Origin of the sequence: Streptomyces sp. NPDC017520, assembly GCF_044329855.1 — a bacterium.
In the GTDB taxonomy this organism is placed as follows: Bacteria; Actinomycetota; Actinomycetes; order Streptomycetales; family Streptomycetaceae; genus Streptomyces.
The window spans coordinates 46,096-69,252 of sequence record NZ_JBIRKB010000015.1; the positions used below are offsets into that span (position 1 = coordinate 46,096).

Annotated in this window: 22 protein-coding genes and 1 pseudogene; 7 read left to right on the forward strand and 16 right to left on the reverse strand. The window is 72.4% G+C overall.

Annotated elements, in window-relative coordinates:
- Window positions 1-24: 24 nt before the first annotated feature.
- The 11 genes and pseudogenes from ACH4KB_RS29265 to ACH4KB_RS29315 all read right to left on the reverse strand — a co-directional run bounded on the left by ACH4KB_RS29265 (window position 25) and on the right by ACH4KB_RS29315 (window position 12,684).
- Window positions 25-1,659, reverse strand: coding sequence for a DoxX family membrane protein (locus ACH4KB_RS29265; RefSeq protein WP_398068853.1), 1,635 nt, complete (start codon window positions 1,657-1,659; stop codon window positions 25-27).
- Between the two features lie 250 nt (window positions 1,660-1,909).
- On the reverse strand, window positions 1,910-2,866 hold the full coding sequence (gene rlmB, locus ACH4KB_RS29270; protein ID WP_398068854.1) for a 23S rRNA (guanosine(2251)-2'-O)-methyltransferase RlmB: 957 nt from the start codon (window positions 2,864-2,866) through the stop codon (window positions 1,910-1,912).
- Window positions 2,867-2,964: 98 nt separating this feature from the next.
- Window positions 2,965-4,365 (reverse strand): cysteine--tRNA ligase, encoded by a 1,401-nt coding sequence (gene cysS, locus ACH4KB_RS29275; protein ID WP_398068855.1) that lies wholly within the window; start codon window positions 4,363-4,365, stop codon window positions 2,965-2,967.
- Between the two features lie 131 nt (window positions 4,366-4,496).
- A complete protein-coding gene (locus ACH4KB_RS29280; protein ID WP_398068960.1) occupies window positions 4,497-4,901 on the reverse strand; it encodes a PPOX class F420-dependent oxidoreductase in 405 nt (134 codons plus the stop codon).
- Window positions 4,902-5,009: 108 nt separating this feature from the next.
- Window positions 5,010-6,302: pseudogene (locus ACH4KB_RS29285) on the reverse strand (MFS transporter); the annotation flags it as partial.
- 110 nt (window positions 6,303-6,412) lie between these two features.
- Entirely contained in the window at window positions 6,413-8,134 is a 1,722-nt protein-coding gene (locus ACH4KB_RS29290; protein WP_398068856.1) for an ABC transporter permease subunit, read from the reverse strand.
- A gap of 4 nt (window positions 8,135-8,138) precedes the next feature.
- Window positions 8,139-9,665 (reverse strand): ABC transporter substrate-binding protein, encoded by a 1,527-nt coding sequence (locus tag ACH4KB_RS29295; RefSeq protein ID WP_398068857.1) that lies wholly within the window; start codon window positions 9,663-9,665, stop codon window positions 8,139-8,141.
- 27 nt (window positions 9,666-9,692) lie between these two features.
- Window positions 9,693-10,418 carry a GNAT family N-acetyltransferase gene (locus tag ACH4KB_RS29300; protein WP_398068961.1) on the reverse strand — a complete coding sequence of 242 codons (726 nt, stop codon included), beginning with the start codon at window positions 10,416-10,418 and terminating at the stop codon, window positions 9,693-9,695.
- A 121-nt stretch (window positions 10,419-10,539) separates the two neighbouring features.
- A complete protein-coding gene (gene ispF, locus ACH4KB_RS29305) occupies window positions 10,540-11,076 on the reverse strand; it encodes a 2-C-methyl-D-erythritol 2,4-cyclodiphosphate synthase (RefSeq protein WP_398068858.1) in 537 nt (178 codons plus the stop codon).
- Entirely contained in the window at window positions 11,066-11,833 is a 768-nt protein-coding gene (gene ispD / locus ACH4KB_RS29310; RefSeq protein WP_398068859.1) for a 2-C-methyl-D-erythritol 4-phosphate cytidylyltransferase, read from the reverse strand. The genes ispF and ispD overlap by 11 nt, the downstream gene beginning before the upstream one ends.
- A 368-nt stretch (window positions 11,834-12,201) precedes the next feature.
- Window positions 12,202-12,684, reverse strand: coding sequence for a CarD family transcriptional regulator (locus ACH4KB_RS29315; RefSeq protein WP_006380568.1), 483 nt, complete (start codon window positions 12,682-12,684; stop codon window positions 12,202-12,204).
- Window positions 12,685-13,438: 754 nt separating this feature from the next.
- On the opposite strand from ACH4KB_RS29315, the gene ACH4KB_RS29320 reads away from it, so the two are divergent.
- The gene (locus ACH4KB_RS29320; protein ID WP_398068860.1) at window positions 13,439-14,167 is read left to right on the forward strand and encodes a DUF461 domain-containing protein; all 729 of its coding nucleotides are present in this window, start codon (window positions 13,439-13,441) and stop codon (window positions 14,165-14,167) included.
- 131 nt (window positions 14,168-14,298) lie between these two features.
- On the opposite strand, the gene ACH4KB_RS29325 is transcribed toward ACH4KB_RS29320, so the two are convergent.
- Together ACH4KB_RS29325 and ACH4KB_RS29330 are read right to left on the reverse strand one after the other, a co-directional pair.
- Window positions 14,299-14,979: a response regulator transcription factor gene (locus tag ACH4KB_RS29325; RefSeq protein WP_003968183.1), complete on the reverse strand. Its 681-nt coding sequence runs from the start codon at window positions 14,977-14,979 to the stop codon at window positions 14,299-14,301.
- Window positions 14,976-16,238: a sensor histidine kinase gene (locus ACH4KB_RS29330; protein ID WP_398068861.1), complete on the reverse strand. Its 1,263-nt coding sequence runs from the start codon at window positions 16,236-16,238 to the stop codon at window positions 14,976-14,978. The genes ACH4KB_RS29325 and ACH4KB_RS29330 overlap by 4 nt, the downstream gene beginning before the upstream one ends.
- Window positions 16,239-16,437: 199 nt before the next feature.
- Between ACH4KB_RS29330 and phoU the strand changes: the two genes are divergently transcribed.
- Together phoU and ACH4KB_RS29340 are read left to right on the forward strand one after the other, a co-directional pair.
- Entirely contained in the window at window positions 16,438-17,115 is a 678-nt protein-coding gene (gene phoU, locus ACH4KB_RS29335) for a phosphate signaling complex protein PhoU (protein WP_018959812.1), read from the forward strand.
- A 241-nt stretch (window positions 17,116-17,356) separates the two neighbouring features.
- Window positions 17,357-17,506, forward strand: coding sequence for a hypothetical protein (locus ACH4KB_RS29340; protein WP_398068862.1), 150 nt, complete (start codon window positions 17,357-17,359; stop codon window positions 17,504-17,506).
- A 93-nt stretch (window positions 17,507-17,599) separates the two neighbouring features.
- Here ACH4KB_RS29340 and ACH4KB_RS29345 read toward each other — a convergent pair whose 3' ends face one another.
- Entirely contained in the window at window positions 17,600-18,928 is a 1,329-nt protein-coding gene (locus ACH4KB_RS29345) for an MDR family MFS transporter (RefSeq protein WP_398068962.1), read from the reverse strand.
- A 206-nt stretch (window positions 18,929-19,134) separates the two neighbouring features.
- On the opposite strand from ACH4KB_RS29345, the gene ACH4KB_RS29350 reads away from it, so the two are divergent.
- Window positions 19,135-19,896: a phosphoglyceromutase gene (locus ACH4KB_RS29350; RefSeq protein ID WP_050356805.1), complete on the forward strand. Its 762-nt coding sequence runs from the start codon at window positions 19,135-19,137 to the stop codon at window positions 19,894-19,896.
- A 130-nt stretch (window positions 19,897-20,026) separates the two neighbouring features.
- Here ACH4KB_RS29350 and ACH4KB_RS29355 read toward each other — a convergent pair whose 3' ends face one another.
- Window positions 20,027-20,779: a class I SAM-dependent DNA methyltransferase gene (locus ACH4KB_RS29355; RefSeq protein ID WP_398068863.1), complete on the reverse strand. Its 753-nt coding sequence runs from the start codon at window positions 20,777-20,779 to the stop codon at window positions 20,027-20,029.
- Window positions 20,780-20,911: 132 nt separating this feature from the next.
- Between ACH4KB_RS29355 and ACH4KB_RS29360 the strand changes: the two genes are divergently transcribed.
- The 3 genes from ACH4KB_RS29360 (at window position 20,912) to ACH4KB_RS29370 (ending at window position 22,072) form a co-directional block, all read left to right on the forward strand.
- Window positions 20,912-21,301: a hypothetical protein gene (locus ACH4KB_RS29360; RefSeq protein WP_398068864.1), complete on the forward strand. Its 390-nt coding sequence runs from the start codon at window positions 20,912-20,914 to the stop codon at window positions 21,299-21,301.
- A 283-nt stretch (window positions 21,302-21,584) separates the two neighbouring features.
- Complete coding sequence (locus ACH4KB_RS29365; RefSeq protein ID WP_398068865.1) at window positions 21,585-21,833, forward strand: hypothetical protein; 249 nt, start codon at window positions 21,585-21,587, stop codon at window positions 21,831-21,833.
- The gene (locus ACH4KB_RS29370; RefSeq protein ID WP_398068866.1) at window positions 21,830-22,072 is read left to right on the forward strand and encodes a hypothetical protein; all 243 of its coding nucleotides are present in this window, start codon (window positions 21,830-21,832) and stop codon (window positions 22,070-22,072) included. The genes ACH4KB_RS29365 and ACH4KB_RS29370 overlap by 4 nt, the downstream gene beginning before the upstream one ends.
- Before the next feature lie 60 nt (window positions 22,073-22,132).
- On the opposite strand, the gene ACH4KB_RS29375 is transcribed toward ACH4KB_RS29370, so the two are convergent.
- The gene (locus ACH4KB_RS29375; protein ID WP_398068867.1) at window positions 22,133-22,942 is read right to left on the reverse strand and encodes a hypothetical protein; all 810 of its coding nucleotides are present in this window, start codon (window positions 22,940-22,942) and stop codon (window positions 22,133-22,135) included.
- Window positions 22,943-23,157 lie beyond the last annotated feature (215 nt).

A 23,157-nucleotide genomic window follows, 5' to 3' on the forward strand; every position in this document is an offset into this window, starting at 1 on the left:
GGGGTCGTGCGGGGTCGTGTGGGGTCAGCCGAGGAGGCCGCCGATGGGGTTCCGGCCGCCGCCGCCCGTGGTCGATCCCTCGCCGCCGGTGGAGGTCGAGCCGCCGGTGGGGGCCGGTTCGCCGCCGCCGGAGGAGGCGTCGCCGGTGGAGCCGGATGAGGTGGGTCCGGCGCTGGTGGCCGCCGGGGGCTCCTGCGGGGTGGACTGCTGCGGGGGTGCTTGGTCGGTGCCCTGGGTCTGGCTGGGCTGGGTGTCCGAACCGGTGCTCTGGCCGCCGGTGTCGCGCGTCGCGCCCGGTGTGGCCCGGCCGTCGGCGGGGGTGGTGGCCGCGCCGGTGCGGCTGGGCTCCGGCTGTCGCCGCTGGTCGGGCGTACGGGAGGCCTGGCGCTCGCCGGTGGACTCCTGGGGCAGCGGCATGCCGGGGAGGCGGTTGGTGGGGTTGTCGTTGCGTCCGGGGACGGTGACGACCTCGCTGGAGCGGACCGCGCCGCCGAGGATGGAGCCGATGAGCAGGGTGCAGCCGACGACGACGGTCGCGATGACGGTGCCGCGGCGCAGGACTCGGCGGCGCAGGTCCCAGATCTCGGAGCGCGGGCCGAGCTTGCGCCAGGCTTCTCCGGCCAGTCGGCCGTCCACGGAGTAGACGGGTGCGCCGGCGATGATCAGCGGGCTCCAGGCGGCGAGGAGGATGATGTCGGGTGCGTCGTACACGGCGACCGAGCGCCAGCTCACGGTCACCAGCAGTGCGGCGGAGAGCAGCGCGCCGAACGCGGCGGCGACCCGCTGCCAGAGGCCGAGGACGGTGAGTACGCCGACGACGACCTGGAGGAAGGCGACGGTCAGGCCGGCGCCGACCGGGTGGGAGAGCGCGAAGTCGCGCAGTGGTTCGGCCATCGCCCAGGGGTGCAGGGAGGTCAGCCACTTGACCATCGAGCCGCGCTCGCCGCCGTCGAAGTAGACGGGGTCGCTCAGCTTGCCCATGCCGGCGTAGATGGAGATGAAGCCGAGGAGCACCCGCATGGGGAGCAGGACGACGCCCAGGTTCATCCGGTGGCCGGGGTAGTAGGCGTGCCGGACGGGGTCGCCCACGCCCTGTCGGGCGCGGGAGTCGGCGGTTTCGTCGGCCTCGTCGTAGTCGTCGTCGCCGGGGGTGCCGGTCCTGTCGAGGTCGTCGGGTCCCTCGGCCGGGTCGTACGCGCCGACGGCCTGCCGCATGGGCGGCAGCAGGGGGCCGGTGTGTCCTGGCGGGTGGGGGGCGGTCAGTACGGGGTTGGGCTGTGTCTCCTCCAGGAGGGGGATGACCTGCGTCGCGCCCGCCCCGTGCCCGCTCCCGGAGGCCCCGCCGAGTCCGGCGTCGAGGCGGCCCGCGGTGGAGTTGCGCACGGCTTGGAGGAGGCCTGTCGCGCCGGGGTCGCCGGGAGCGGACTTTCCGCTCCAGACGACCGGTGCCCGCCTGCGGCCTCCGCCGGGGCCGCTCATGGCTGGGATGCGGGCCGTTTCCGCGGGGGCACCGCGCAGCCGTGTGCGCTGGCCCGGGGCGAGCTGCACCCGGAAGCTGGCGTGGTTGACGATGACCTGCGCGGGGTCGCTGTCCACCTTGGTCATGCTCAGGGCGGCGGGTTGCTCGTCGAACCGAGGCGTTCTGGTGTCCACACTCATCTAACCGAGTGATGTGTGTTTAGGACACTGCCTTGACCGCACCGGATGTGTCCGAGACCCGTCAAGATCAGGCCAAACTCGGGCAACCTGGAATTGTGTTCGGGTTCGCGCGTCGACTCGCCGGGCGGGCGGCCCGGTTGCCGCGCGCGTCGTGACGCGCGCTGACGCGCCCGGCCTCGCGGACGCGGTGGTACCGGCGGGTCGGCGGGCCCCGGGTCGGCCCCGGGCCGGCCCGGGGCCCGCCGGACGGCTATCCGCGGCGGCGCGCCACCTCGTACAGCACGATGCCCGCCGCGACGCCGGCGTTGAGCGACTCCGCGCCGCCCGGCATCGAGATCCGCACCCGGTAGTCGCAGGTCTCGCTGACGAGACGGCCGAGGCCCTTGCCCTCGCTGCCGATGACGATGACGACCGGGCCCGCGAGCTGCTCCAGGTCCTCGACCGTGTGCTCGCCGTCGGCGGCGAGGCCGACGACGGTGAGTCCCGCCTTCTGGTAGCCCTCCAGGGCGCGGGTGAGGTTGGTGACCCGGGAGACGGGCGTGCGGGCCGCCGTGCCGGCGGAGGACTTCCACGCACCGGCGGTCATGCCGGCCGCGCGGCGCTCGGGGACGACCACGCCGTGGCCGCCGAACGCGGAGACCGAGCGGACGATGGCGCCGAGGTTGCGCGGGTCGGTCACCCCGTCGAGGGCGACGATCAGCGGGTCCTCGTTGTTGTCGTACGCGGCGGCGGTGAGGTCCTCCGGGTGCGCGTACTCGTACGGCGGGACCTGGAGGACGAGGCCTTGGTGGTTCAGGCCGTTCGTCATCCGGTCCAGCTCGGGGCGCGGGGCTTCCATCAGGTTGATGTTGCCGCGCTCGCTCGCGAGCTTGAGGGCGTCGCGGACGCGCTCGTCGTTGTCGATGTACTGCTGGACGTAGAGGGTGGTGGCGGGCACGCCGTCGCGCAGGGCCTCGTAGACCGGGTTGCGGCCGACGACCATCTCCGAGGTGCCCTTGACGCCGCCGCGCCGGGGGGCGGGGCGGCGGGCGGCGGCCTGCTTGGCCTGGGCGCCGGCGATCCGGTTCTTCTTGTGTCCCTTGCGGGCGGAGGCCGGCGGCGTCGGTCCCTTGCCTTCGAGACCACGGCGTCGCTGGCCACCGCTGCCGACCTGCATGCCCTTCTTGTTGGACGTGCGGCGGTTCCTGCGTTGGCTGTTCCCGGCCATGATCTACCTGTTTCGTTGCTTTCAGACGTACGTACGTATAAGGAAAGTGTGCCGCCCGGATCGCCGGGCGGCACCATCTCACTGCTCGGAGCGGGTGCTCAGCGCGGTCCCAGCGTCCACCGGGGGCCGGTGGGGCTGTCCTCGATGACGAGGCCGGACTGGCCCAGCTGGTCGCGGATGGCGTCGGCGGCGGCCCAGTCCTTGCGGGCGCGGGCCGCCTCCCGCTGGTCGAGGACGAGGCGCACGAGGGTGTCGACGACGCCGTGCAGGTCCTCGCCCCGGTCGGTCTCGCCCGCCCAGTGCGGGTCGAGCGGGTCCAGGCCGAGGACGCCGAGCATGGCCCGGACCTCGGCGAGGCGGCCGACCGCGGCTTCCTTGTCGTCGGCGGCCAGTGCGCTGTTGCCCTGGCGGACGGTGGTGTGGATGATCGCGAGCGCCTGCGGCACGCCCAGGTCCTCGTCCATCGCCTCGGCGAAGGCGGGCGGCACCTCGGCGGCGGGGGCGACGACCTCGCCGGCCTTCTCGGTGACGCGCTGGACGAAGCCCTCGATCCGGGCGAACGCGGACTCGGCCTCGCGCAGGGCCTCTTCGCTGTACTCGATCATGGACCGGTAGTGCGGGGTGCCGAGGTAGTAGCGCAGGACGATCGGGCGCCAGTGTTTGACCATCTCGCTGACGAGGACGGAGTTGCCCAGCGACTTGGACATCTTCTCGCCGGACAGGGTGACCCAGCCGTTGTGTACCCAGTACTTCGCGAACTCGTCGCCGTAGGCCTTGGCCTGGGCGATCTCGTTCTCGTGGTGGGGGAAGATCAGGTCGATGCCGCCGCCGTGGATGTCGAAGGCGGAGCCCAGGTACTTGTGGGCCATCGCGGAGCACTCCAGGTGCCAGCCGGGCCGGCCGCGGCCCCAGGGCGTCTCCCAGCTGGGCTCGCCCGGCTTCGTGGCCTTCCACATGGCGAAGTCACGCTGGTCGCGCTTGCCGGTCTCGCCCTCGCCGGAGGGCTGGCGCAGATCGTCGAGCTCCTGGTTGGAGAGGGCCAGATAGCCGGGCAGGGAACGCACGTCGAAGTAGACGTTGCCGTCGGCCTCGTAGGCGTGACCGCTCTCGATCAGGCCGCGCATCATCTCGATCATCTCGGGCACGTGGCCGGTGGCGCGGGGCTCGTAGGTGGGCGGCAGGCAGCCCAGGGCGTCGTAGCCGTCGTTGAACGCGCGCTCGTTCTCGTAGCCGATCGACCACCAGGGGCGGCCCTGGTCGGCGGACTTCGCGATGATCTTGTCGTCGATGTCGGTGACGTTCCGGATGAACGTGACGTCGTAGCCGCGGTAGGTGAACCAGCGGCGCATGATGTCGAAGTTCAGGCCCGAGCGGATGTGGCCGATGTGCGGTGCTGCCTGGACAGTGGCGCCACAGAGGTAGATCGAGACGCAGCCCGCTGTGAGCGGGACGAAGTCACGGATCTGCCGGGCGTTGGTGTCGTGCAGGCGAATAGTCACGCCTCAAGGGTAGTAGGCCCGCACCAGTGCCCCGCGACCCTTGGGGATCGCGGGGACAACTTTCTGGTACCGGGATGCCCCGGATCGGCCTTGGAAGGGCCCGGAGAGCGTTCTCACACCGCCCGTGGGGCCTACAGGCGGCCGACGACCTTGCGCGGGGAGACGCGGACGACGACGCGGGGGCCGTCGTCGCCGGAGTTCGGGTTGAACTCCGCGTACGGCTTGCCGGTGTACTTCACCGACAGTTCGTCGATCAGTTCCTGCCCGCCGTCCGTCGTCAGCGTCGCCTCGCCGCGGATCTCGGCGTAGGTGTACGGGTTGTCGAAGGGCTGGACGACCACGGTGACGCGCGGGTCGCGGCGGAGGTTCTTCTCCTTGCGGCGGCCGACGGTGGTGGAGATCAGGACGTCGTCGCCGTCGCGCTTGACCCAGACCGGGGAGACCTGGGGGCTGCCGTCGGGCTGGATGGTGGCGATGTTGACGAACACGGGGCTGTCGAGCAGGTTCTTGAGCTCGGCGGAGAGTGCGGCGGTCATGCGTACGTCCTCCTCGGTGGTGCGGGCGGTCCTTCGTCCAGTGCTGCTCCTACCCCGCAACCGGGCGCGTTCGCCGATCCTTCCCTCCCCGCCCGCCGGAAGGGTGAACGCGAGCGCCGCACCGGCCAGCGGGATCGCGGCGAGCACCGCCCATCGCACGGGCGCGGGCGCGTCGAGCAGGGCGCCGGTCGCCGCGCTCCCCGCGAGGACGGCGATCCCGGAGACGGAGGACAGCGCCCCGGTGGCGAGCCCGAGCTGCCGGTCCTCGACCAGGTCGGGCACCAGGCCCCGGGCGGCGGGGACCAGCAGCATCTGGCCCAGGGTCAGCAGGACGACGAGCACCGCGCCGGGCAGCAGGCCGCCGGGGCCCGCCGGGGTGAGCGGTACGGCGGCGAACCCGGCGGCGACGGTGACGAGGCCGGTGACCAGCGCGGTGCGCGGGGTGATTCGGTGGGCGGACCAGCGGGTCAGCGGCAACTGGGCGACGACGACGAGCAGCGAGGACAGCGCGAAGAGCCAGCCGAGCGCGGCGCCCGATCCGGTGGCCCGCTCCACCTCGACGGGCAGCGAGAGGTAGAGCTGGTTGTAGGCGACGAGGTAGCTGCTGTACGTGAGGCAGAGGAGCAGGAACGGCCGGTTGGTGAAGACGGCCCGCCACGGCGACCGGGCCGGTGGGGCCGTTCGGGTGACGGCGTCCGGCGACGCCTGTGGCTGGTCTCGTCCGCGTACGGGGTCGGGTGCCCGGCGTTTCCGTACGGGGTCGGCTGCCCGTTTCCGTCCTTGTTCCCGCCGTCGGTCCCGTTCTCGTTCGCGTACGGGGTCGGGTGCCCGTTCCCGTCCTTGTCCCCGCCTTCGGTCCCGTTCCCGTTCCCGTACGGGGTCGGCGCGCGGCATCAGGCGGGCGTGCCCGGCCAGTACGCCGACGAAGACGGCGGCCCCGGCGAGGCAGGCCGCCCGGAAGCCGCCGCCGAGCAGCAGGAGCAGGGAGCCGAGCAGCGGCCCGACGAACGCCCCGGCCTGCCCGGCGGCGGAGAACAGGGCGAGGACGTGGGCGCGCGGGGCGCCGGTGTCCCGTTCGTGCCGGACGGCCTCGCGGGCGGCCTCGGACTCGACGGCCGGGGAGAAGAGCGCGGCGGCGAAGCCGATGAGGAGCACGGCGGCGATGACGGTGGCCGTGGATCCGGCGAGGGCCAGCCAGCCGAACCCGGCGATCCGCAGGGCGCAGCCCGCCAGCACGACGGGGCGCGGGCCGTAGCGGTCGGTGAGGGCGCCCCCGACGACGAACAGGCCCTGCTGGCTGAAGGTGCGCAGCCCGAGGACGAGGCCGACGAGCCAGCCCGCCATGCCGAGGCCGCTGCCGAGGTGGGTGGCCAGGTAGGGCAGGACGGCGTAGAAGCCGATGTTGAAGGCGAACTGGGTGGCGGTGAGGAGCCGGAGGTAGGGGGTGGGCGCGCTCGCGAGCCGGGGCCCGCGCCTCTCCTGGGCGGGGGCTTGCGCGGGTGCGGGCCGGTTCACTTCAGGCCCGCCGGGGTGCGCCCGCGCACCGCGGCGGAGGTGAGGACGGCCAGTGCGCCGAGGACGGCGAGCGCGGCGGCGGGGGCGAGAACGGCCCACGGGGCGCGTTCGGCGTACGGCATGTTCTCCGACAGCATCCGGCCCCACTCCGGCGCCGGGGCCTGTGTGCCGAGGCCGAGGAAGCCGAGGGAGGCGAGGGCCAGCGCGATGGCCGGGACGCGGAGCAGGGCGTGGCGCACCACCGGCGGCAGGACCCCGGGCAGGACGTGGCGGCGCAGCAGGTGGGCCCGGCCCGCGCCGAGGGCCGCGGCGGCGGCGAGGTGCGGGGCCGCCTTCTCCTGGGCGTACAGGGCGGCGGTGTGGGCGGCGAGCGGGGCCCAGGCGACGGCGGCCACGGCCGCTGCGGCGCCCCAGGGGCCGGGCCCGGCGATGCCCGCGACGACGAGGCCGGCGAGGACGGCGGGGAGCGCGTTCGCGGTCTCGGTGAGCGCTCCGGCGCGGGCGGCTCCGAGGAGCAGGCCGAGCATCAGGGTGACGGCTCCGACCGCGCCGGCGGTCAGTGCGGTGCGGGCGGCGCCGTGGCCGAGGCGGGCGAGGACGTCGCGGCCGAGGTTGTCGGTGCCGAAGGGGTGCGCGGTGGAGGGGCCGGCGAGGCGGGCGGCCGTGTCGACGTGGAGCGGGTCGCGCAGGAGGCCCGCGACGGTGACGGCGATCAGGAGGCCGCCGAGGACGAGGGCGGCGAGGGTGAGCGCGCGGCGGCCGGGCAGCCGGGGCGCGACGAGGGCGGGGAGCGCGCGGTCGGTGAGGGCGGGGCCGAGCAGCGCGCGGACGGCGAGGCGGGAGAGCAGGCCCGCGGCGACTCCGAGGAGCAGCAGGACCAGCACGGTCGCCTGGAGGACGGGCAGGTCCTGGGCGAGGGCGGCGGCCAGGGCCGTGCCGCCGAGGCCGGGGACGGCGTACAGCGTCTCGACGGCGACCGCCCCGCCGGTCAGCCCGACCGCGACCAGGCCGAGCTGGGGCAGCAGGCCGGGCAGGGCCCGGCGCAGGGCGTGCCGGGCGACGGTGCGGCCGGGCAGGCCGTTCGCGGCGGCGGCGCGGGCCCAGGGTTCGGCGAACGCGCCGGGCAGGGCGTCGTCCAGCAGCCGGCCGAGCAGCGCCCCAGCGGGGACGCCCATGGCGAGCGCGGGCAGCACGAGCTGGTCGGGGGTGCCCCAGCCGAGCGCCGGGAACCACCCGAGGTGCACGGCGAACACCGTGGCCAGTACGGCGGCGAGCAGGAACTCGGGCAGCGCGGCGAGGACCGCCGCGCCCGCTCCGGCGCGCACCCGGACGATCCGGCGGGCGGCCCCGCGCCGGAGGGTGGCGGCGCTCAGCGCGAGGGCGAGGAGCACGGCGACGGCGAGTGAGGCGGCCATCAGGGTGAGGGAGTTGCCCAGGGCGGCGGTCACGTCGGGTCCGACGGGCTGCCCGGAGACCCAGGAGGTTCCGAGGTCGCCGCGTACGAGTCCGCCGAGCCAGCCGCCCAGGACGTGCCGGGGTCCGCCGTCGAGCCCGGTCTCGGCGCGGATCGCGGCGAGGGTCTCGGGTGTCGGGGCCCGGTCGGCGTACCGGGCGTGCAGGATCGTGCGGGCCGGGTCGGTCCGGGTCAGCCAGGGCAGCAGCCCGATCACCGCGACGACGGCGAGCAGCGCGCCGAGCCGTCCGGCGAGGTACTTCACGCGGTCACCCGATGCGGGTGTCGGCGGTGATGAGGGTGCGTTCCATCGGGTCGAGGGCGACGCCCTGGACGCGGGTGTCGTCGTAGCCCTGCACGAAGCGTTCGTGGACGAGCGGGACGAGGGCGTCGGAGCCGAGGATCGCGGCCTCGGCGGTCATCTCGGCCCGGTGGCGGGCGTCGGTGTCGGCGAGGGCGGCGGCCTGGTCGACGGCGGCGTCGACGGGGGCCGCGCAGAGCTGGGTGATGTTGAAGCTGCCGTCGCAGGTGAAGTCGGAGGCGAGGTAGGAGACCGGGTCGGCGGTGTCCAGGAGGGTGTTGCGGGCCTGGATGAACGCGTCGTACTTCCCGGCGAGCGCGTCGGCCTCCAGCTGTGCGTAGTCGCGGACGACCTGCTTGACGGTGAAGCCGCGCTTCTGGAGCTGCTGCTGGACGACGGTGGCGGCCTCGGGCAGCTCGGGCCGGTTGGTGTAGGTGGCCAGCACGATCTCGGGCGTCTTCTTCACCTCGGCCGGGGTGGCGGCCTTCGTGCGGCCGGTGGGTGCGGTGCGCAGGTCGGCAGCCCACGGGACGCCGGGGCCCAGCAGCCCCTGGGCGGTGTCGGCGCGCCCTTCGTAGACGGCGTCGACCAGGGCTTTGGAGTCGATGGCCTCGCGGGCGGCGGCGCGCATCGCCGGGTCGGCGAAGACGCCGCGTTCGGTGTTGAGGGAGAGGCCGTTGGTGCGGGCGGAGGGGAACTCGTGGACCAGGCCGTCGCCGAGCAGCGAGGCCTGGGAGATCGGTACGTACTCGGCGACGTCGACGTCCTTGGTCCGCAGCGCGTTGGCGCGGGCGGTGCCGTCGGCGACGAACTTCACGTCGACGCCGGGGGCCTTCGCCTTGCCGCCCCAGTAGGTGTCGTTGCGCTCCAGGGTGGCGCTGACCGCGCCGTTGGTCTCGGCGAGGGTGAAGGGTCCGGTGGCGTGCCCGGCGGGGTTCGTCCGGGAAGCGTCCTTGTACGCGGCGGCGGACAGGATGCTCAGGGAGGGGTTGGCGAGCCGCTGGGGCAGCAGCGGGTCGGCGTCCTTCGTGGTGATCCGTACGGTGTCCGTGCCCGCGGCCGTGGCGGTGAGGGTGGTGTCGGACAGGACCCGGGGCTTGGGGGACGCCTTCTGCGCGGCGGTCAGCGAGCGGACCACTGCGGCGGCGTCGAGCTTCGTCCCGTCCTGGAAGACGGCGCCCTCGCGGACCGTGAACTCCCAGGCCCGCTCGCCGTCGCGCTTCCAGGAGGCGGCGAGCGCGGGCTTCGCCTCCCCGTCGCGGTCGAGCCGGGTGAGCCCCTCGACGACGGCGAGCCGGCTCAGGGTGACGGCGTCGTCGCCGTACGGGGACATGGCCTGGGCGGGCGGGAAGGCCATGGCCACCTTCAGCCGCTGGTCCCCGCCGGAGCCGCCGGAATCCGTGGACGAGGTGCAGGCGGTGGCGACGGGCACGAGGAGCGTGGCGGCGGCCAGGGGCAGCGCGACGCGGCGGCGGGGAAGGCGGGAGGCGGGCATGGCGACGACCTTATATGGAAACGATTGTCATCTAAGGGGAGGGGTGGCCCGGCGGGAGCCGTCGGCGGCACCGGGGGCGTCGGCGGCACCCTGGACGCCGGCGGCACCGGGGGCGGCCCCGGGCATCGGCAGTTCGAAGTGGACGATGCCCTGCCCGCCCCCGGGCAGCGCCCGCTCGTCGCACACCTCGCGGGCCAGCGAACGCCAGAAAGGCTCGGCGCCCGGCACGGCGGGGTCGGTGTGCAGGTACAGCGCCTCGTAGCCTCCGGCCCGGGCGGCGAACTCCGCCAGCTCGCGCACCAACTGCCGGGCCAGTCCGTGCCTGCGGTGCTCGGGACGCACATAGATCCGGCAGAGCTGCGCGGTGGTTCCGGACGGGAAGCGCTCCGCGACCCACGGAGGATTGGGCGGCGCCTGCGGCCCCCGGTCGCGCACGGCCCCGGTGGCGACGATCTCACCGCGGTGCTCGACGACGAGCAGGGTGCACCGCTCCGGGCGCAGATAGGCGGCCTGGGGGTCGATGATGTCGGCGTGCCAGCGGGGTACGTAGCCGGACTTCAGGTCGCGGTAGACGGTGTCGAGCATCACGGCCCGCGCTCCGCCGAGGTCGTCGGCGGTGGCGGTGCGCAGGGCGTATCCGGCGTCCCGATGGCCGTCGTGGGCGGTCCGGTCGCCGACCCGGTCGCCGGCCCGGTCGGCCGCCGTCGCCGCAGCCCCCGCCGTCACCGTGGTCGCGCTGGTCACCGGTACCACTTCGGCCTCCTCCTGCACATCGCTTGCATCTTCAGCGTACGTGCAAGTGATGTGCAGGAGGCGGCGGGCCCGGGGCGCCGCCATGTGCAGGAGGAGGCGGGCCCGGGGCGCCGCCCGGGCGTCAGGCGGTCCGGTAGACCAGGGCGGTCGCGATGCCGGCGATGCCCTCGCCGCGGCCGGTGAAGCCGAGCCCGTCGGAGGTGGCGGCGGAGAGCGAGACCGGGGCGCCCACGGCGTCGGACAGCACCTTCTGCGCCTCCTCGCGCCGCTTGCCGATCTTCGGGCGGACGCCGACGACCTGGACGGCGACGTTCCCGATCTCGAAGCCCCCGGCGCGGACGATCCGGGCGGCCTCGGTGAGCAGCGTGACGCCCGCGGCCCCGGACCACTCGGGGCGGCCGGTGCCGAAGTGCTGCCCGAGGTCGCCGAGGCCGGCGGCGGAGAAGAGCGCGTTGCAGGCGGCGTGCGCGACGACGTCGGCGTCCGAGTGGCCGGCCAGCCCGGGGCCCTCGCCCTCCCACTTCAGGCCCGCGCACCACAGTTCGCGGCCCTCCTCGAAGGCGTGGATGTCGGTGCCGATGCCGACGAGCGGGATGACGGGGGCGGGGGCTCCCGCTCCGGGGACGGGGGCTCCCGCTCCGGGGTTCTCAGAAACCATCGTTGGCCCTCCTGCGGGCGAGTACCGCCTCGGCCAGCACCAGATCGAGTGGCCGGGTCACCTTGAACGCCTCCTCGTGGCCGGGGACGACGACCACCGGCGCGCCGAGCCGTTCCACCATGCCCGCGTCGTCCGTGGCGCCCTCGCCGTCGACCGCGACCTCGGCGTGGGCCCGGACCAGCGTGTCCCGGTCGAAGCCCTGCGGCGTCTGCACCGCGCGCAGCCTGGCCCGTACGGGAGTGGCGAGCACCGGCTCCGGCTCCCCGGGCGTGACGGCGGGCTCGACCTCCTTGACGGTGTCCGCGAGGGGCAGGGCGGGAACGACGGCGGGCGCTCCGTCCCGTACGGCCGAGGCGACGGCGTCGACCGTGTCCACCGGCACCAGGGGGCGGGCGGCGTCGTGGACCAGGACTACGGAGATGTCCTCGGGCAGCGCGTCGAGGCCCAGTCGGACGGACTCCTGGCGGGTCTCACCGCCCGGCACCACCAGGTAGTCGGTGCGCTCGGGCAGCGCGTGCTCGTCGAGGAGGTGCTTCACCTCGGGCGCGCCGTCCGGCGGGGCGACGACCACGACGAGGGAGACGGCCCGGGACGCGGCCATGGCGCGAATGGCGTGGATCAGCATGGGCGTTCCGCCGAGCGCCCGCAGGGCCTTGGGCGCGCCCGGCCCGAGCCGCACGCCCCGTCCGGCCGCGGGGATCACCGCGGCGGTACGGGGAGGGCGCGGCCGGTCGGTCGGGGGTGGCGTCGATGACATCGGTTGCACTCCGAAGGTCCGAGAAGGTCCGAAGGTTCGGCAGGTTTGTTTCCACGACCGACATGGGTAGGGGCCCAGCGAGCCGGGCGTGACGCCCTGGGCTCGCACCGGGCCCCTTCCGTGACACCCGGTCGAGCGCAGGTCGCCGTCGGGTGCTCACACAGCACGGGGGCCGTCCTTCGCCGGACGGCCGCCGCACACGCGGATCTCACCGCGGGCACGGGGCTACCGGCAGTCGGGCACCGGATGCGGGTCCGAACATGCCGCAGCGCCCGACGACACAGCGTGAAAACGGCTGGTCAGCGGGCACCGCGGCACATTCATACAACCGGTGCGCTCCGGCCGCACGAGACCGGAGTAATCCAGTTTCAGGACGCGAGGACCTCGTCGAGCAGAGCCTCGGCCTTGTCCTCGTTCGTGTTCTCCGCGAGAGCGAGCTCGCTCACCAGAATCTGGCGGGCCTTGGCGAGCATGCGCTTCTCTCCGGCGGAGAGACCGCGCTCGCGCTCCCGACGCCACAGGTCACGCACTACTTCGGCGACCTTGATGACATCGCCGGAGGCGAGCTTTTCGAGATTTGCCTTGTAGCGACGGGACCAGTTCGTCGGCTCTTCGGCATACGGTGCGCGCAGCACCTCGAAGACCCGGTCCAGCCCCTCCTGCCCGACCACGTCGCGCACGCCCACGAACTCCGCATTGTCCGCCGGCACACGAACCGTCAAGTCGCCCTGGGCGACCTTGAGCACCAAGTAGGTCTTGTCCACGCCTTTGATCTGGCGAGTTTCGATAGCCTCGATCAGCGCGGCCCCGTGATGGGGATAGACCACGGTGTCGCCAACCTTGAACGTCATGTGACAGGTACCCCTTCCGTGGCTATCCAGAGTAACACGAGAACCACATCTCCTGAATGGCGTTTTCGCAGGTCAGGGCATATCTCGGGGCTTGACAACAGCAACACGAACGTGCTGCGGAAGGCTTCCGGAAGACGGTATTCGCAGGTCGGAGCCGCTGTGCGCCCGGAGCGAAACAGCCCCGTCACGCAGCCTCGAAGCCCTACAGAAGAGGACGAAAGTCCCGTTTTGTCGGTTTCGAGATGCCCATCATTCCGTACTCCGTTCGGTGATCGCTCACCCGTACGGACGTAACTGTCCGACCGCAATGAAATTGATCAAGCCACAGTGAGACCCGGCCCCTTTCCGCCGCGAAGCCGGGAATGGCGAAGAAACGACCACGGCGCCACGACACGGGCAGAAGAATTGATCACGCGGATTATGTGAACGGCACATGGCGTACCTGCCGGTAGAACACCTCGTGGCCCTTCGGATGACGTACCTCCGGCCTCGTACCCGCGAAGCCTCCCGGGCCCTCCCTCCCCACGCCGGAAAACATCCCTCGCCATCCCCCCGGGAACGTCACTCGCCGCCCCGGGGGAAGAGCCGGAGCGCGTAGGGGGCGGGTCGGGTGCAGGGCGGGCGCGGCGGCTCGGTAGCCTAAGGCCGCTGACACACCCTTAGGGCGGCTTTACACCCACCGCTCGACACACCACCGCTCGACGACTGACGTCCGAAGTCCGCAGTCCGACTCGTTCAAGGAGTTGCCGCCGCCGTGAGCCGCAGCCTTCGACACGGCGCCCTCGCCGCCGCCGCCACCGTGATCTCGATCGTCTCCCTGTCCGCCTGCGCGGCGGGCAACAACGCCGAGACGCTCAAGATCAGGCCGGACAACCCGGCCACCACGGTGGGCGACATCAAGATCCAGAACGTGAACGTGCTCACGCAGCCCGAGGGCGGCGCGGACGGCCCCGCCGTCGTCGCCGCGACGCTGTTCAACGAAGGCACCGAGCGCGAGGTGCTGGAGTCGGTCACGCTGCCCGGCAGCGACGTCGAGGTGAAGCTCCAGGCCGCCAAGGGCGACGGCCCCATCGTGGTCCCGGCCGGCGGCCAGGTCACGATCGGCGGCAAGGGCAACGCCGCCGCCGTGATCGAGAACAGCGGCGAGGCGGCGCGCAACGGCGATGTCCAGCAGGTCGTCTTCAAGCTCAGCAAGACCGGCGACGTCGGCCTCGGCGCCAGCGTCTTCCCGGCCGAGGGCTTCTTCAAGGACTTCGGCCCCAGTCCGAAGGCCGAGGCGCCCGCGTCGAAGCCGACGCCGTCGGGCAGCGCGTCCGGCGACGCGTCCGGCGAGGGGGAGACCCCCGGCGCTTCCGAGGGCGAGACGTCCGGCACGCCGGCGAACGGCGCGGACACCGAGGGCGCCCAGGGCGAGACCGGCACGCAGGGCGAGACGGGCACCCAGGGCACGGGCGACGCCGCCTCGGTGCCTGCGGCCGACTGACGCGAAGCTCCTAGCCCCGTAACGCACCGGAACGCGGACGCGGGGCGTACAGCACGCCGAAGGGGCGCTTCCCGGCCGGGAAGCGCCCCTTCGGCGTGGAGCGGGCGGTGTGGCCCTCGGCGTCCTTCGGTTTACGGCTCGAACTTGTACCCCAGGCCCCGCACGGTGACGAGGTAGCGCGGGGCGCCCGGGTCGGGCTCGATCTTGGCCCGCAGGCGCTTCACGTGGACGTCGAGGGTCTTGGTGTCGCCGACGTAGTCCGCGCCCCAGACCCGGTCGATGAGCTGCATCCGGGTCAGCACCCGGCCCGCGTTGCGCAGGAGCATCTCCAGCAGGTCGAACTCCTTGAGCGGGAGGTCGACCTTGCCGCCGGAGACGGTGACCACGTGCCGGTCCACGTCCATCCGGACGGGGCCCGCCTCCAGGGCGGCCGGGGTGACCTCCTCCGGCTCCCCTCGCCGGCGCAGGACGGCACGGATGCGGGCGACGAGCTCCCGTGAGGAGAACGGCTTGGTGACGTAGTCGTCGGCTCCTATTTCCAGCCCGACGACCTTGTCGATCTCGCTGTCCTTGGCGGTGACCATGATCACCGGAACGTTGGAGCGGCTGCGGAGCTGGCGGCACACCTCGGTGCCGGGCAGGCCGGGCAGCATCAGGTCGAGCAGGACCAGGTCGGCGCCGTTGCGCTCGAACTCGTCAAGACCGTCGGGTCCGGTCGCCGCGATGGCGACCTCGAAACCTTCCTTGCGCAGCATGTAGGACAGGGCGTCGCTGAAGGATTCCTCATCCTCGACGACAAGCACTCGGGTCACGGAAGAGCCTCCGGGGCAGGGAAGGGGTCAAAGGTGTCGGTCTCGTACGGCCCCTCGTCGTCGTCGTTGACGATAAGCGGTCCGCCGGTGGTGCGCTCCCTCGTGGCGCCCGATTCGGGCAGCCGGAGGGTGAAGGTGGAGCCCTGTCCCTCGGAGCTCCAGACGGTGACCTCCCCGCCGTGCGAGGCGGCCACGTGTTTGACGATGGCGAGGCCGAGACCGGTGCCACCGGTGGCCCGTGAGCGGGCCGGGTCGACGCGGTAGAACCGCTCGAAGACCCGTTCGCGGTCCTTCTCGGAGATGCCGATCCCCTGGTCGGTGACGGCTATCTCGATGAGGTCCCCGCCCGGTGATCCCATGCGGCGTGCGGCGATGCCGACGCGGGTGTGGGCGGGGCTGTAGTTGACGGCGTTCTCGACGAGGTTGCCGAGCGCGCCGACGAGCTGGCCGCGGTTGCCCCAGACCGTGAGGCCCTCGGCTCCCGCGGAGGCCATGGTGATCTGCTTCGAGCCCGCCTGCTGGCGGCAGCGGTCGATCGCCTCGGCGACCAGCGTCTCCACCTTGACCGGCTCGGCGTCCTCCAGCGGGTCGTCGTTCTGCACCCGGGAGAGGTCGATGAGCTCCTGGACGAGGTTGGTCAGCCGGGTCGCCTCGATCTGCATCCGCCCGGCGAACCGCTCCACCGCCTCCGGGTCGTCGGAGGCGTCCATGACCGCTTCGGAGAGCAGGGAGAGCGCTCCGGTCGGCGTCTTCAGTTCGTGGCTGACGTTGGCGACGAAGTCGCGCCGTACCGCTTCTATCCGGCGGGCCTCGGTGAGGTCCTCGACCAGCAGCAGCACCAGCCGCGAGCCCAGCGGGGCGACCCGGGCGGAGACCGCGAGGGTGTCCCCCCGGCCCGTGCCGCGCCGGGGCAGGTCCAGCTCGCCCTGCCGTATCTCTCCGTCCCGCCGGGTGTCCCTGGCCATGTTGAGCATGGGTTCGACGGCCAGTCGGCCGCCTCTGACGAGGCCCAGTGCGTACGCCGCCGAGCTGGCCTTCACCACGCCGTCGCTCTCGTCGAGGACGACGGCGGAGGAGCTGAGAACGGAGAGGACGGTGTCCACCCCGGGGGGCAGGGCCGCGTTGTTGTCCGGCCGCAGCGACGTACGCGTGGGACGTTTCAGGTCGCGTTCACTCCAGCGGAACGCCAGCATGGCGATCACACCGGTCAACAGCCCGGCGATCGCTGCAGCTGCGGCGACCGCCGCGTTCACGTCCATGCTTCAAGGTTATGCGGGTGCGACGACTCCCTCCCAGCCGTCCGAGTGCCATCTCGAACACTCGTCGCCCAGAGTTCACCGAGGGGTAGGAGCCGGTTCACTTAGGGGGTTGGATCCGGACGCGTTCCGGCCCCACCGTGTAACCGTGGGGGTCGGTCCGAGACCCCGGCCTCAGTCTGGAACTGGAGAGGGACTTCCCATGCGCGACGCTTACCACGAGGAACTCGATTCGATCGGAGAGGGCCTGGTCGAGATGGCCCGGCTGGTCGGCTCGGCGATCGGGCGGGCGACCACGTCCATGCTCGACGCCGACCTGGCGCTGGCGGAGACCGTGATCGCCGGCGACCAGAAGGTCGACGACCTCCAGCACGATCTGGAGGCCCGCGCCATCGCGCTCCTCGCCCGCCAGCAGCCGGTGGCGACCGACCTGCGCATCGTGGTGACCTCGCTGCGGATGAGCGCCGACCTGGAGCGCTCGGGCGACCTCGCCCAGCACGTGGCGAAGCTGGCCCGGCTGCGCTTTCCGCAGGCGGCGGTCCCGAACGACCTGCACGCCACCATTCTGGAGATGGGCCAGCTCGCCCAGCGCCTGATGGCCAAGGCGGCCGAGGTCATCATCACCAAGGACGTCGATCTGGCACTCCAGCTGGAGCAGGACGACGACGAGATGGACCTGCTGCACCGCACGCTGTTCCAGCACCTGATGGACGACCGCTGGAAGCACGGCATCGAGACGGCCGTCGACGTGACGCTGCTGGGCCGCTACTACGAGCGCTTCGCCGACCACGCGGTGTCGGTCGCCAAGCGCGTCGTCTACCTGGTGACGGGCGAGCACGCGGACGAGATCCAGGCGGCGGCCCCGGTCGAGGGCGCGTAACGGCAGCTTCGGCGGTACGCCAGCGGCTCCGGCAGCCGCTGGCGTACCGGAGTATCGGCGGCGCACGCGGGTCGCACTCATGTTCCTGCGCGCGTGCGCCGTTGATGCGCCCGCTGGGATGGGCATGCAATGGGGCGGGGACGGACGACGCCATGGCCGTGAGCGGTGGGCCATGCCCGTACGTCCCCGGCGGCGGCGCACCGGCGTCCGCCGCCCAGCCGTATGCCCTCCAGGAGGAACCATGGCCGATTCCCCCACGACCGGACCCCAGCAGGAGACCTCGACCGAAGTGGTGCGCCGACCCGTGCTCGGCGCCTGCGGCTGCGGGTCGGGCTGCGGGTGCGGCTGCCAGTCCGGTGCCCCGTGCCAGTGCGGCGGCTGCTCCGGCTGACCCCCGCCTCCTACGCGCGCACGGTGCCCGCCCGGCTTCTGTTCCGGGCGGGCACCGTGCGCGTCACCGGTCGCCCGGATCAGTCCGCCCGGATCAGCCCGCCCGCTCCACCGCGGCGGCGGGCGCGGCCTCCGGCTCGGCCAGATCCGGCCGGGCCTCGGCCGGTACGGGCGCGGGCTCGGGCAGGGCGTCCACCACCGCGTGCTCCTCGCGCGGCAGGTTGCGCATCAGCAGCCAGTAGCCGAGGCCGGCGACCGTGCCGATCACGGCGCAGGCGGCCCAGAGCCAGGCGGCGCCGTAGTTGTCGATCACGAAGCCGGACATCAGGGGCGCGACCAGCGCGGCCACCGACCAGGACATCGTGTACATGCCCTGGTAGCGGCCCCGGCCCTTGGCGGGCGACAACTGCACGACCAGGCCCGTCTGCGTGGGCGCGTTCACGATCTCGGCCAGGGTCCAGACGCACACGGTGAGGGCGTACGCGGCGACGGACCCGGCGAAGGCCGTCAGCCCGAACCCGTACCCGGCGAGCAGCGAGGAGATGATCAGCAGCCGTCGGGGGTCGCGGTCCTGGATGAACCGGGTGACGGGGATCTGGAGGACCACGATCAGCACACCGTTGACGAAGATGGCGGTACCGAAGTCGGAGCTGGACAGCCCGTCCTTCACCATGGCCACCGGCAGTCCCACGTACCCCTGCTGGAAGATCAGCGCCACCAGGAACGACAGCCCCACGACGCCCATGTAGCGCCCGTCGCGCAGGACAGTGGTCAGCCGCACCTCATCCTTGGGCCGCTTGCCGCCGACGGTCTTCACGGCCGCTTCCTCGGGCCGCGACTCCGGCACCTTCATGAAGACGAGCACGGCGCACACGAGCGTCATCAGGGCCTCGCCGATGAAGCAGGCGAGGTAGCTGTACTCGGCGATGAACCCGGCGCCGGCGGAGGAGATCGCGAAGCCCAGGTTGATGGCCCAGTAGTTGAGCGAGAAGGCCCGGACCCGGTCCTTCGGGGGCACGATGTCCGCCATCATCGCCTGGACGGCCGGGCGGGAGGCGTTGCTCGCCATGCCGACGAAGAACGCCACGGCGGCGATGGCGAATGGGTGCACCATGAACCCGAGTACCAGCACGGACGCCGCGGTGGAGAGCTGGGCGATCAGCATGGTGGGCCGCCGCCCGAGCCGGTCGGTCATCACCCCCGCGCCGAGCGAGGAGACAACCCCTCCCAGCCCGTGAAGAGCGGCGACGAGCCCGGCGTACGAGGCGGAGTAGCCCCGGTCCAGGGTCAGATACAGGGCCATGAAGGTCGCGACGAACGCCCCGAGGCGGTTGACCAGCGTGCTGGTCCACAGCCACCAGAACTCGCGGGGCAGCCCGGAGACGGTCTCGCGGGCGGCTGTGCGCAGACCGGCGACGGACATAAGGATTCCCCCCACGGGACGTACGGAACGAGGTCTCGGGTAACACCCCCGACAACGTCCGAGACATTACGAAGCCCCGGTCCCCGCCCGCCACTGGATTGACGGCCCCCGTCAATCGTCCGCCCGTCGGGCCCTCCCGGCACGGGCCCTGTCCGCGTGACGGGCGGGCGCGCGGAGCCCGCACGGGTTCGATTACGCTCGGACTCATGGCCGACGCACCGTACAAGCTGATCCTCCTCCGCCACGGCGAGAGCGAATGGAACGCGAAGAACCTGTTCACCGGTTGGGTGGACGTCAACCTCACCGAAAAGGGCGAGAAGGAAGCAGTCCGCGGCGGTGAGCTGCTCAAGGACGCCGGTCTGCTCCCCGACGTCCTGCACACCTCCCTCCAGCGCCGCGCGATCCGGACCGCCCAGCTGGCCCTGGAGTCCGCCGACCGTCTCTGGATCCCGGTCCGCCGCTCCTGGCGCCTGAACGAGCGCCACTACGGCGCGCTCCAGGGCAAGGACAAGGCGCAGACGCTCGCCGAGTTCGGCGAGGAGCAGTTCATGCTGTGGCGCCGCTCGTACGACACCCCGCCGCCGCCGCTGGCGCGCGACGCCGAGTACTCCCAGTTCGACGACCCGCGCTACGCGACGCTCCCGCCGGAGCTGCGCCCGGACACGGAGTGCCTGAAGGACGTCGTCGTCCGCATGCTCCCGTACTGGTTCGACAGCATCGTCCCGGACCTCCTCACCGGCCGCACGGTCCTGGTCGCCGCCCACGGCAACAGCCTCCGCGGTCTGGTGAAGCACCTGGACGGCATCTCGGACGAGGAGATCTCGGGCCTCAACATCCCGACCGGCATCCCGCTCTCGTACGAGCTCGACGCCGACTTCAAGCCGCTGAAGCCGGGCGGCACGTACCTGGACCCGGACGCGGCGAAGGCCGCCATCGAGGCCGTGAAGAACCAGGGCAAGAAGAAGTAGCCCGCGTTCTCCGGCTCGACGAGCCCCCTGCCGCGGGCTTTCCGCGTGGTGGGGGGCTCCTCGGCGCTCCGGGCCCGCCAGAGCCGGCGGGGCGTTGCTCGGAGAAGGTCGCGGCGAGGCGGGCGGTGGCTCAGGCCGCCGGGGCCTCCGGCTTGCGCCAGACCGAGATGTGCTGGTCTGCGTCATCGGTGAACGGCGCTCCGTGCCAGTCCGCCACGCGTTGTTCCAGCTCAAGACCGGCGATACGGGCCATCAGGTCGAGCTCCGCCGGCCAGGCGTACCGGTGCCGGGAGCTTCCGCGACGGTAGCGGCCGTCCTCGCCGTCACGGGTGAAGTGGTGCGAGACGAGGATCTGCTCGACCAGGTCGAAGGTGTCGAAGCCGAGATGCCGCTCGGACACGTCGAACGGCACCGCGACCTGGCCCGGTGGGAGGAACCGCAGGGGCGGAACGCCCAGTTCGATGACGAACCGGCCGCCGGGAGCGAGGTGGCGGGCCGCGTTGCGGAAGCACTCGACCTGCTCGTCCTGGGTGAGGAGGTTCGAGATGGTGTTGTAGACGAGGTAGACGAGAGCGAACTCGCCGGGGACGACCGTGGTGGCCATGTCCCCGATGGTCACCGGGAGGGTGTCCGCGTCGACCTTGCGGCGGAGTACCGCCGCCATCGGTTCGGACAGTTCGATGCCCGTCACCGGGACGCCGCGCTCCCGGAGCGGCACGCCCACGCGCCCGGTCCCGATGGCGAACTCCAGGGCCCGGCCGCCTCCGGCGAGTTCGGCGAGGAAGGCAAGGGCCGGTTCGAGGGCGGCGGCCGAGGAGTTCTCGGCCTCCTCGTCGTCGTAGCGGTCGGCGGTCTCTCTGCTCCACAGTTCGCTGCTCGTCACGGGAGACCACTCTGCCGGGCGCCCGGGAGCTGTGTCGACGCAATTGATGGTGGTCGGCCCACCCGGCGTCGCCCCGGCCTCGCTCCCTGCTTCGGCCCGGCGTTGTCAGTGCCCCCTGCCACCATGGTCATCATGGCGACCTACCTGCTCACCGACATCGAACGGGCCCTCCGCGACAGTTGGAGCGCCGAGACCTGCACCCCGGAGTACCGGGACCGCTGGACTCCGGACAATCCGGCGCGGGACCAGTGCGGGGTGACCGCCATGGTGCTCAACGACCTGCTCGGCGGGGGGCTGATCCGGGGCGAGGTCCATGTCGACGGGGTGCGCACCGACTTCCACTGGTGGAACCGCCTGGGCATGGGCGTCGAGATCGATCTGACCCGGGAGCAGTTCGGGCCGGAGGAGGTCGTCGTGGGCGGTGACGTCATAGTCAGGCCGCCCGTCAGCGAGTGGCGGCGGCTTCAGGAGGAGTACGCGATCCTGCGCGACCGGGTCGCGGAGAGGCTCGGGCGGGGCTGAAATCCCGGTGGCGGGCTGAGTCGCCCTGCCGTCGGGTGGCGCGGGCCGAGCTCCGCTGCCGTAGGACGGCGCGGCGGTCAAGCCGCGCCACGTCGGCCGGTGCGGGCCGACTCGCGGCGCGGCCAGGACGCATCCGCCGTGCGGTGTCGGCGCAGCCGCCGCGCACCCCGATCCGTGCCCGATCCGTGACCCCTTCGGACCGGCCGAAGTGCCCCTGGTACGCACTACGGTGGGCCCATGCCGTCCGTGTGCTTCCAGGGCAAGGAGATCGAGGAGAGCGATCATGGGTGAGTCTCTGAAGACCTTCGTCGGCGGTGCCGAGGTCGAGGTGCCCAACACCATCCCGGACATCCGGGCCGCGCTGCCCGACGAGAGACGCGAGGAGTTCGATCTCGCGATCAACGAGGCCGGGGTGCACGAGATTCAGGCCGTCATGCGGCACTGGATGCTGGAGGCCGTCCCCGACCCCGAGGCCGAGAAGATCCTGGACCGGCTGGCGCAGGACGAGGCCGAGAGGCGGAGCGTCGCTTGAGCTTCCGTATCTCCTACGCGCCGCCCGCCGACGACACCCTGGCCAAGATGCGCGGCGGCGAGACCTTCCGGGACGAGATGGCCCGCACCCTCGGCGAGGAGCCGTACGGCCACGCGTCCTCCGCCGTCAAGAGCGAACGGGACCGGCGTGAGGCGACCGTCTCCGGGGCCATCGTCCTCTACTACGTCTCCCGGTCCGTCCTGACCGTCACCGTGGTCCGCCTCGTTCCCCTGCCCTGACCACCCGAGGGGCGGGCGGGAAGGGCAGGGGCGCGGGGCGGGGGCCGTACGTCAGACGAGTCAGGCGAGCTTCTTGTCCTGCGCCGCCACGACCTCCGCCGGCACCTCGAACTTCACGTCGCCGCCCGCCGCGGCCAGGTTGAAGGAGAAGAACGTCGCCACGGTGGCCTCCTTGCGCAGTGCCACCAGCTTGAACGGAGCGGTGTCGCCCTCGTCCTCGGAGGTGACCGTCCAGGCCGCGGCCTCGTCGCCGCCGGTGACCTTCTCCTCGGCGATCGAGGCGACCTTCGTCGGCGTGCCCGCGACGGTGGCGGTGAAACCGCCCGCACAGTCGGCGGCGGCCTTCTTCAGCGCGGCGAACGCGTCCGGGCCCGCCGCCCCCTCGTACGAGTGCAGCGCGACGAAGGTGGACGTCAGGTTGAAGGCGTCCTTGAACGCCTCCCCGGCTTCGCCTTCCGCCATGTCCTCCAGCGACTTCTTCTTGCCGTCGGTCTTCGGCTCGTCGATCACCTTGCGCTTCGTGGTGGCCACCGAACCCTTCTGCGCCACGCCGAACATGGCGTGGGCCACCGGCAGACAGCCTTCCTTGTCGACCGTTACGCCGTCCGCCGGGACCTCGTCGGCCGGGCCGGCCTTGGTGACCTTGCGGCCCTGCACATCGCCCTGGGCGAGAGTGGCCTTCTCCAGCTCGGCGGCGGTGAGCGCCTTGGCCGGCGTCTTCGGGGCCGAACTGCTGCCGCCCCCGGCGCCCTTGTCATCCTTCCCGTCCTTCTTGTCGGCGTCCGACGTGGAGCCGCAGGCGGTGGCCAGCAGGGTGAGGGCGGCCGCGGAGGCGGCGAGGGCGGTACGGCGTACGGCAGTGGCGCGCATGGTTCTACTTCCTGCAATATCCGGCTGGGAAAGCAACCGCCCTCTTCCCGTACGGCACTTCGACTCCGTCTGGGACGGGCCGTCGCAGTGGTCCACACTTTACGATCGAACCTGCGAGCGACGACCGGTTCCGTGGCACCCTCCGGTGATCGTGATTCCGCTGTGATCATCCTGTGAACGCACTGTGTGGCAGCTCCGTACAACCCCGCCGTACT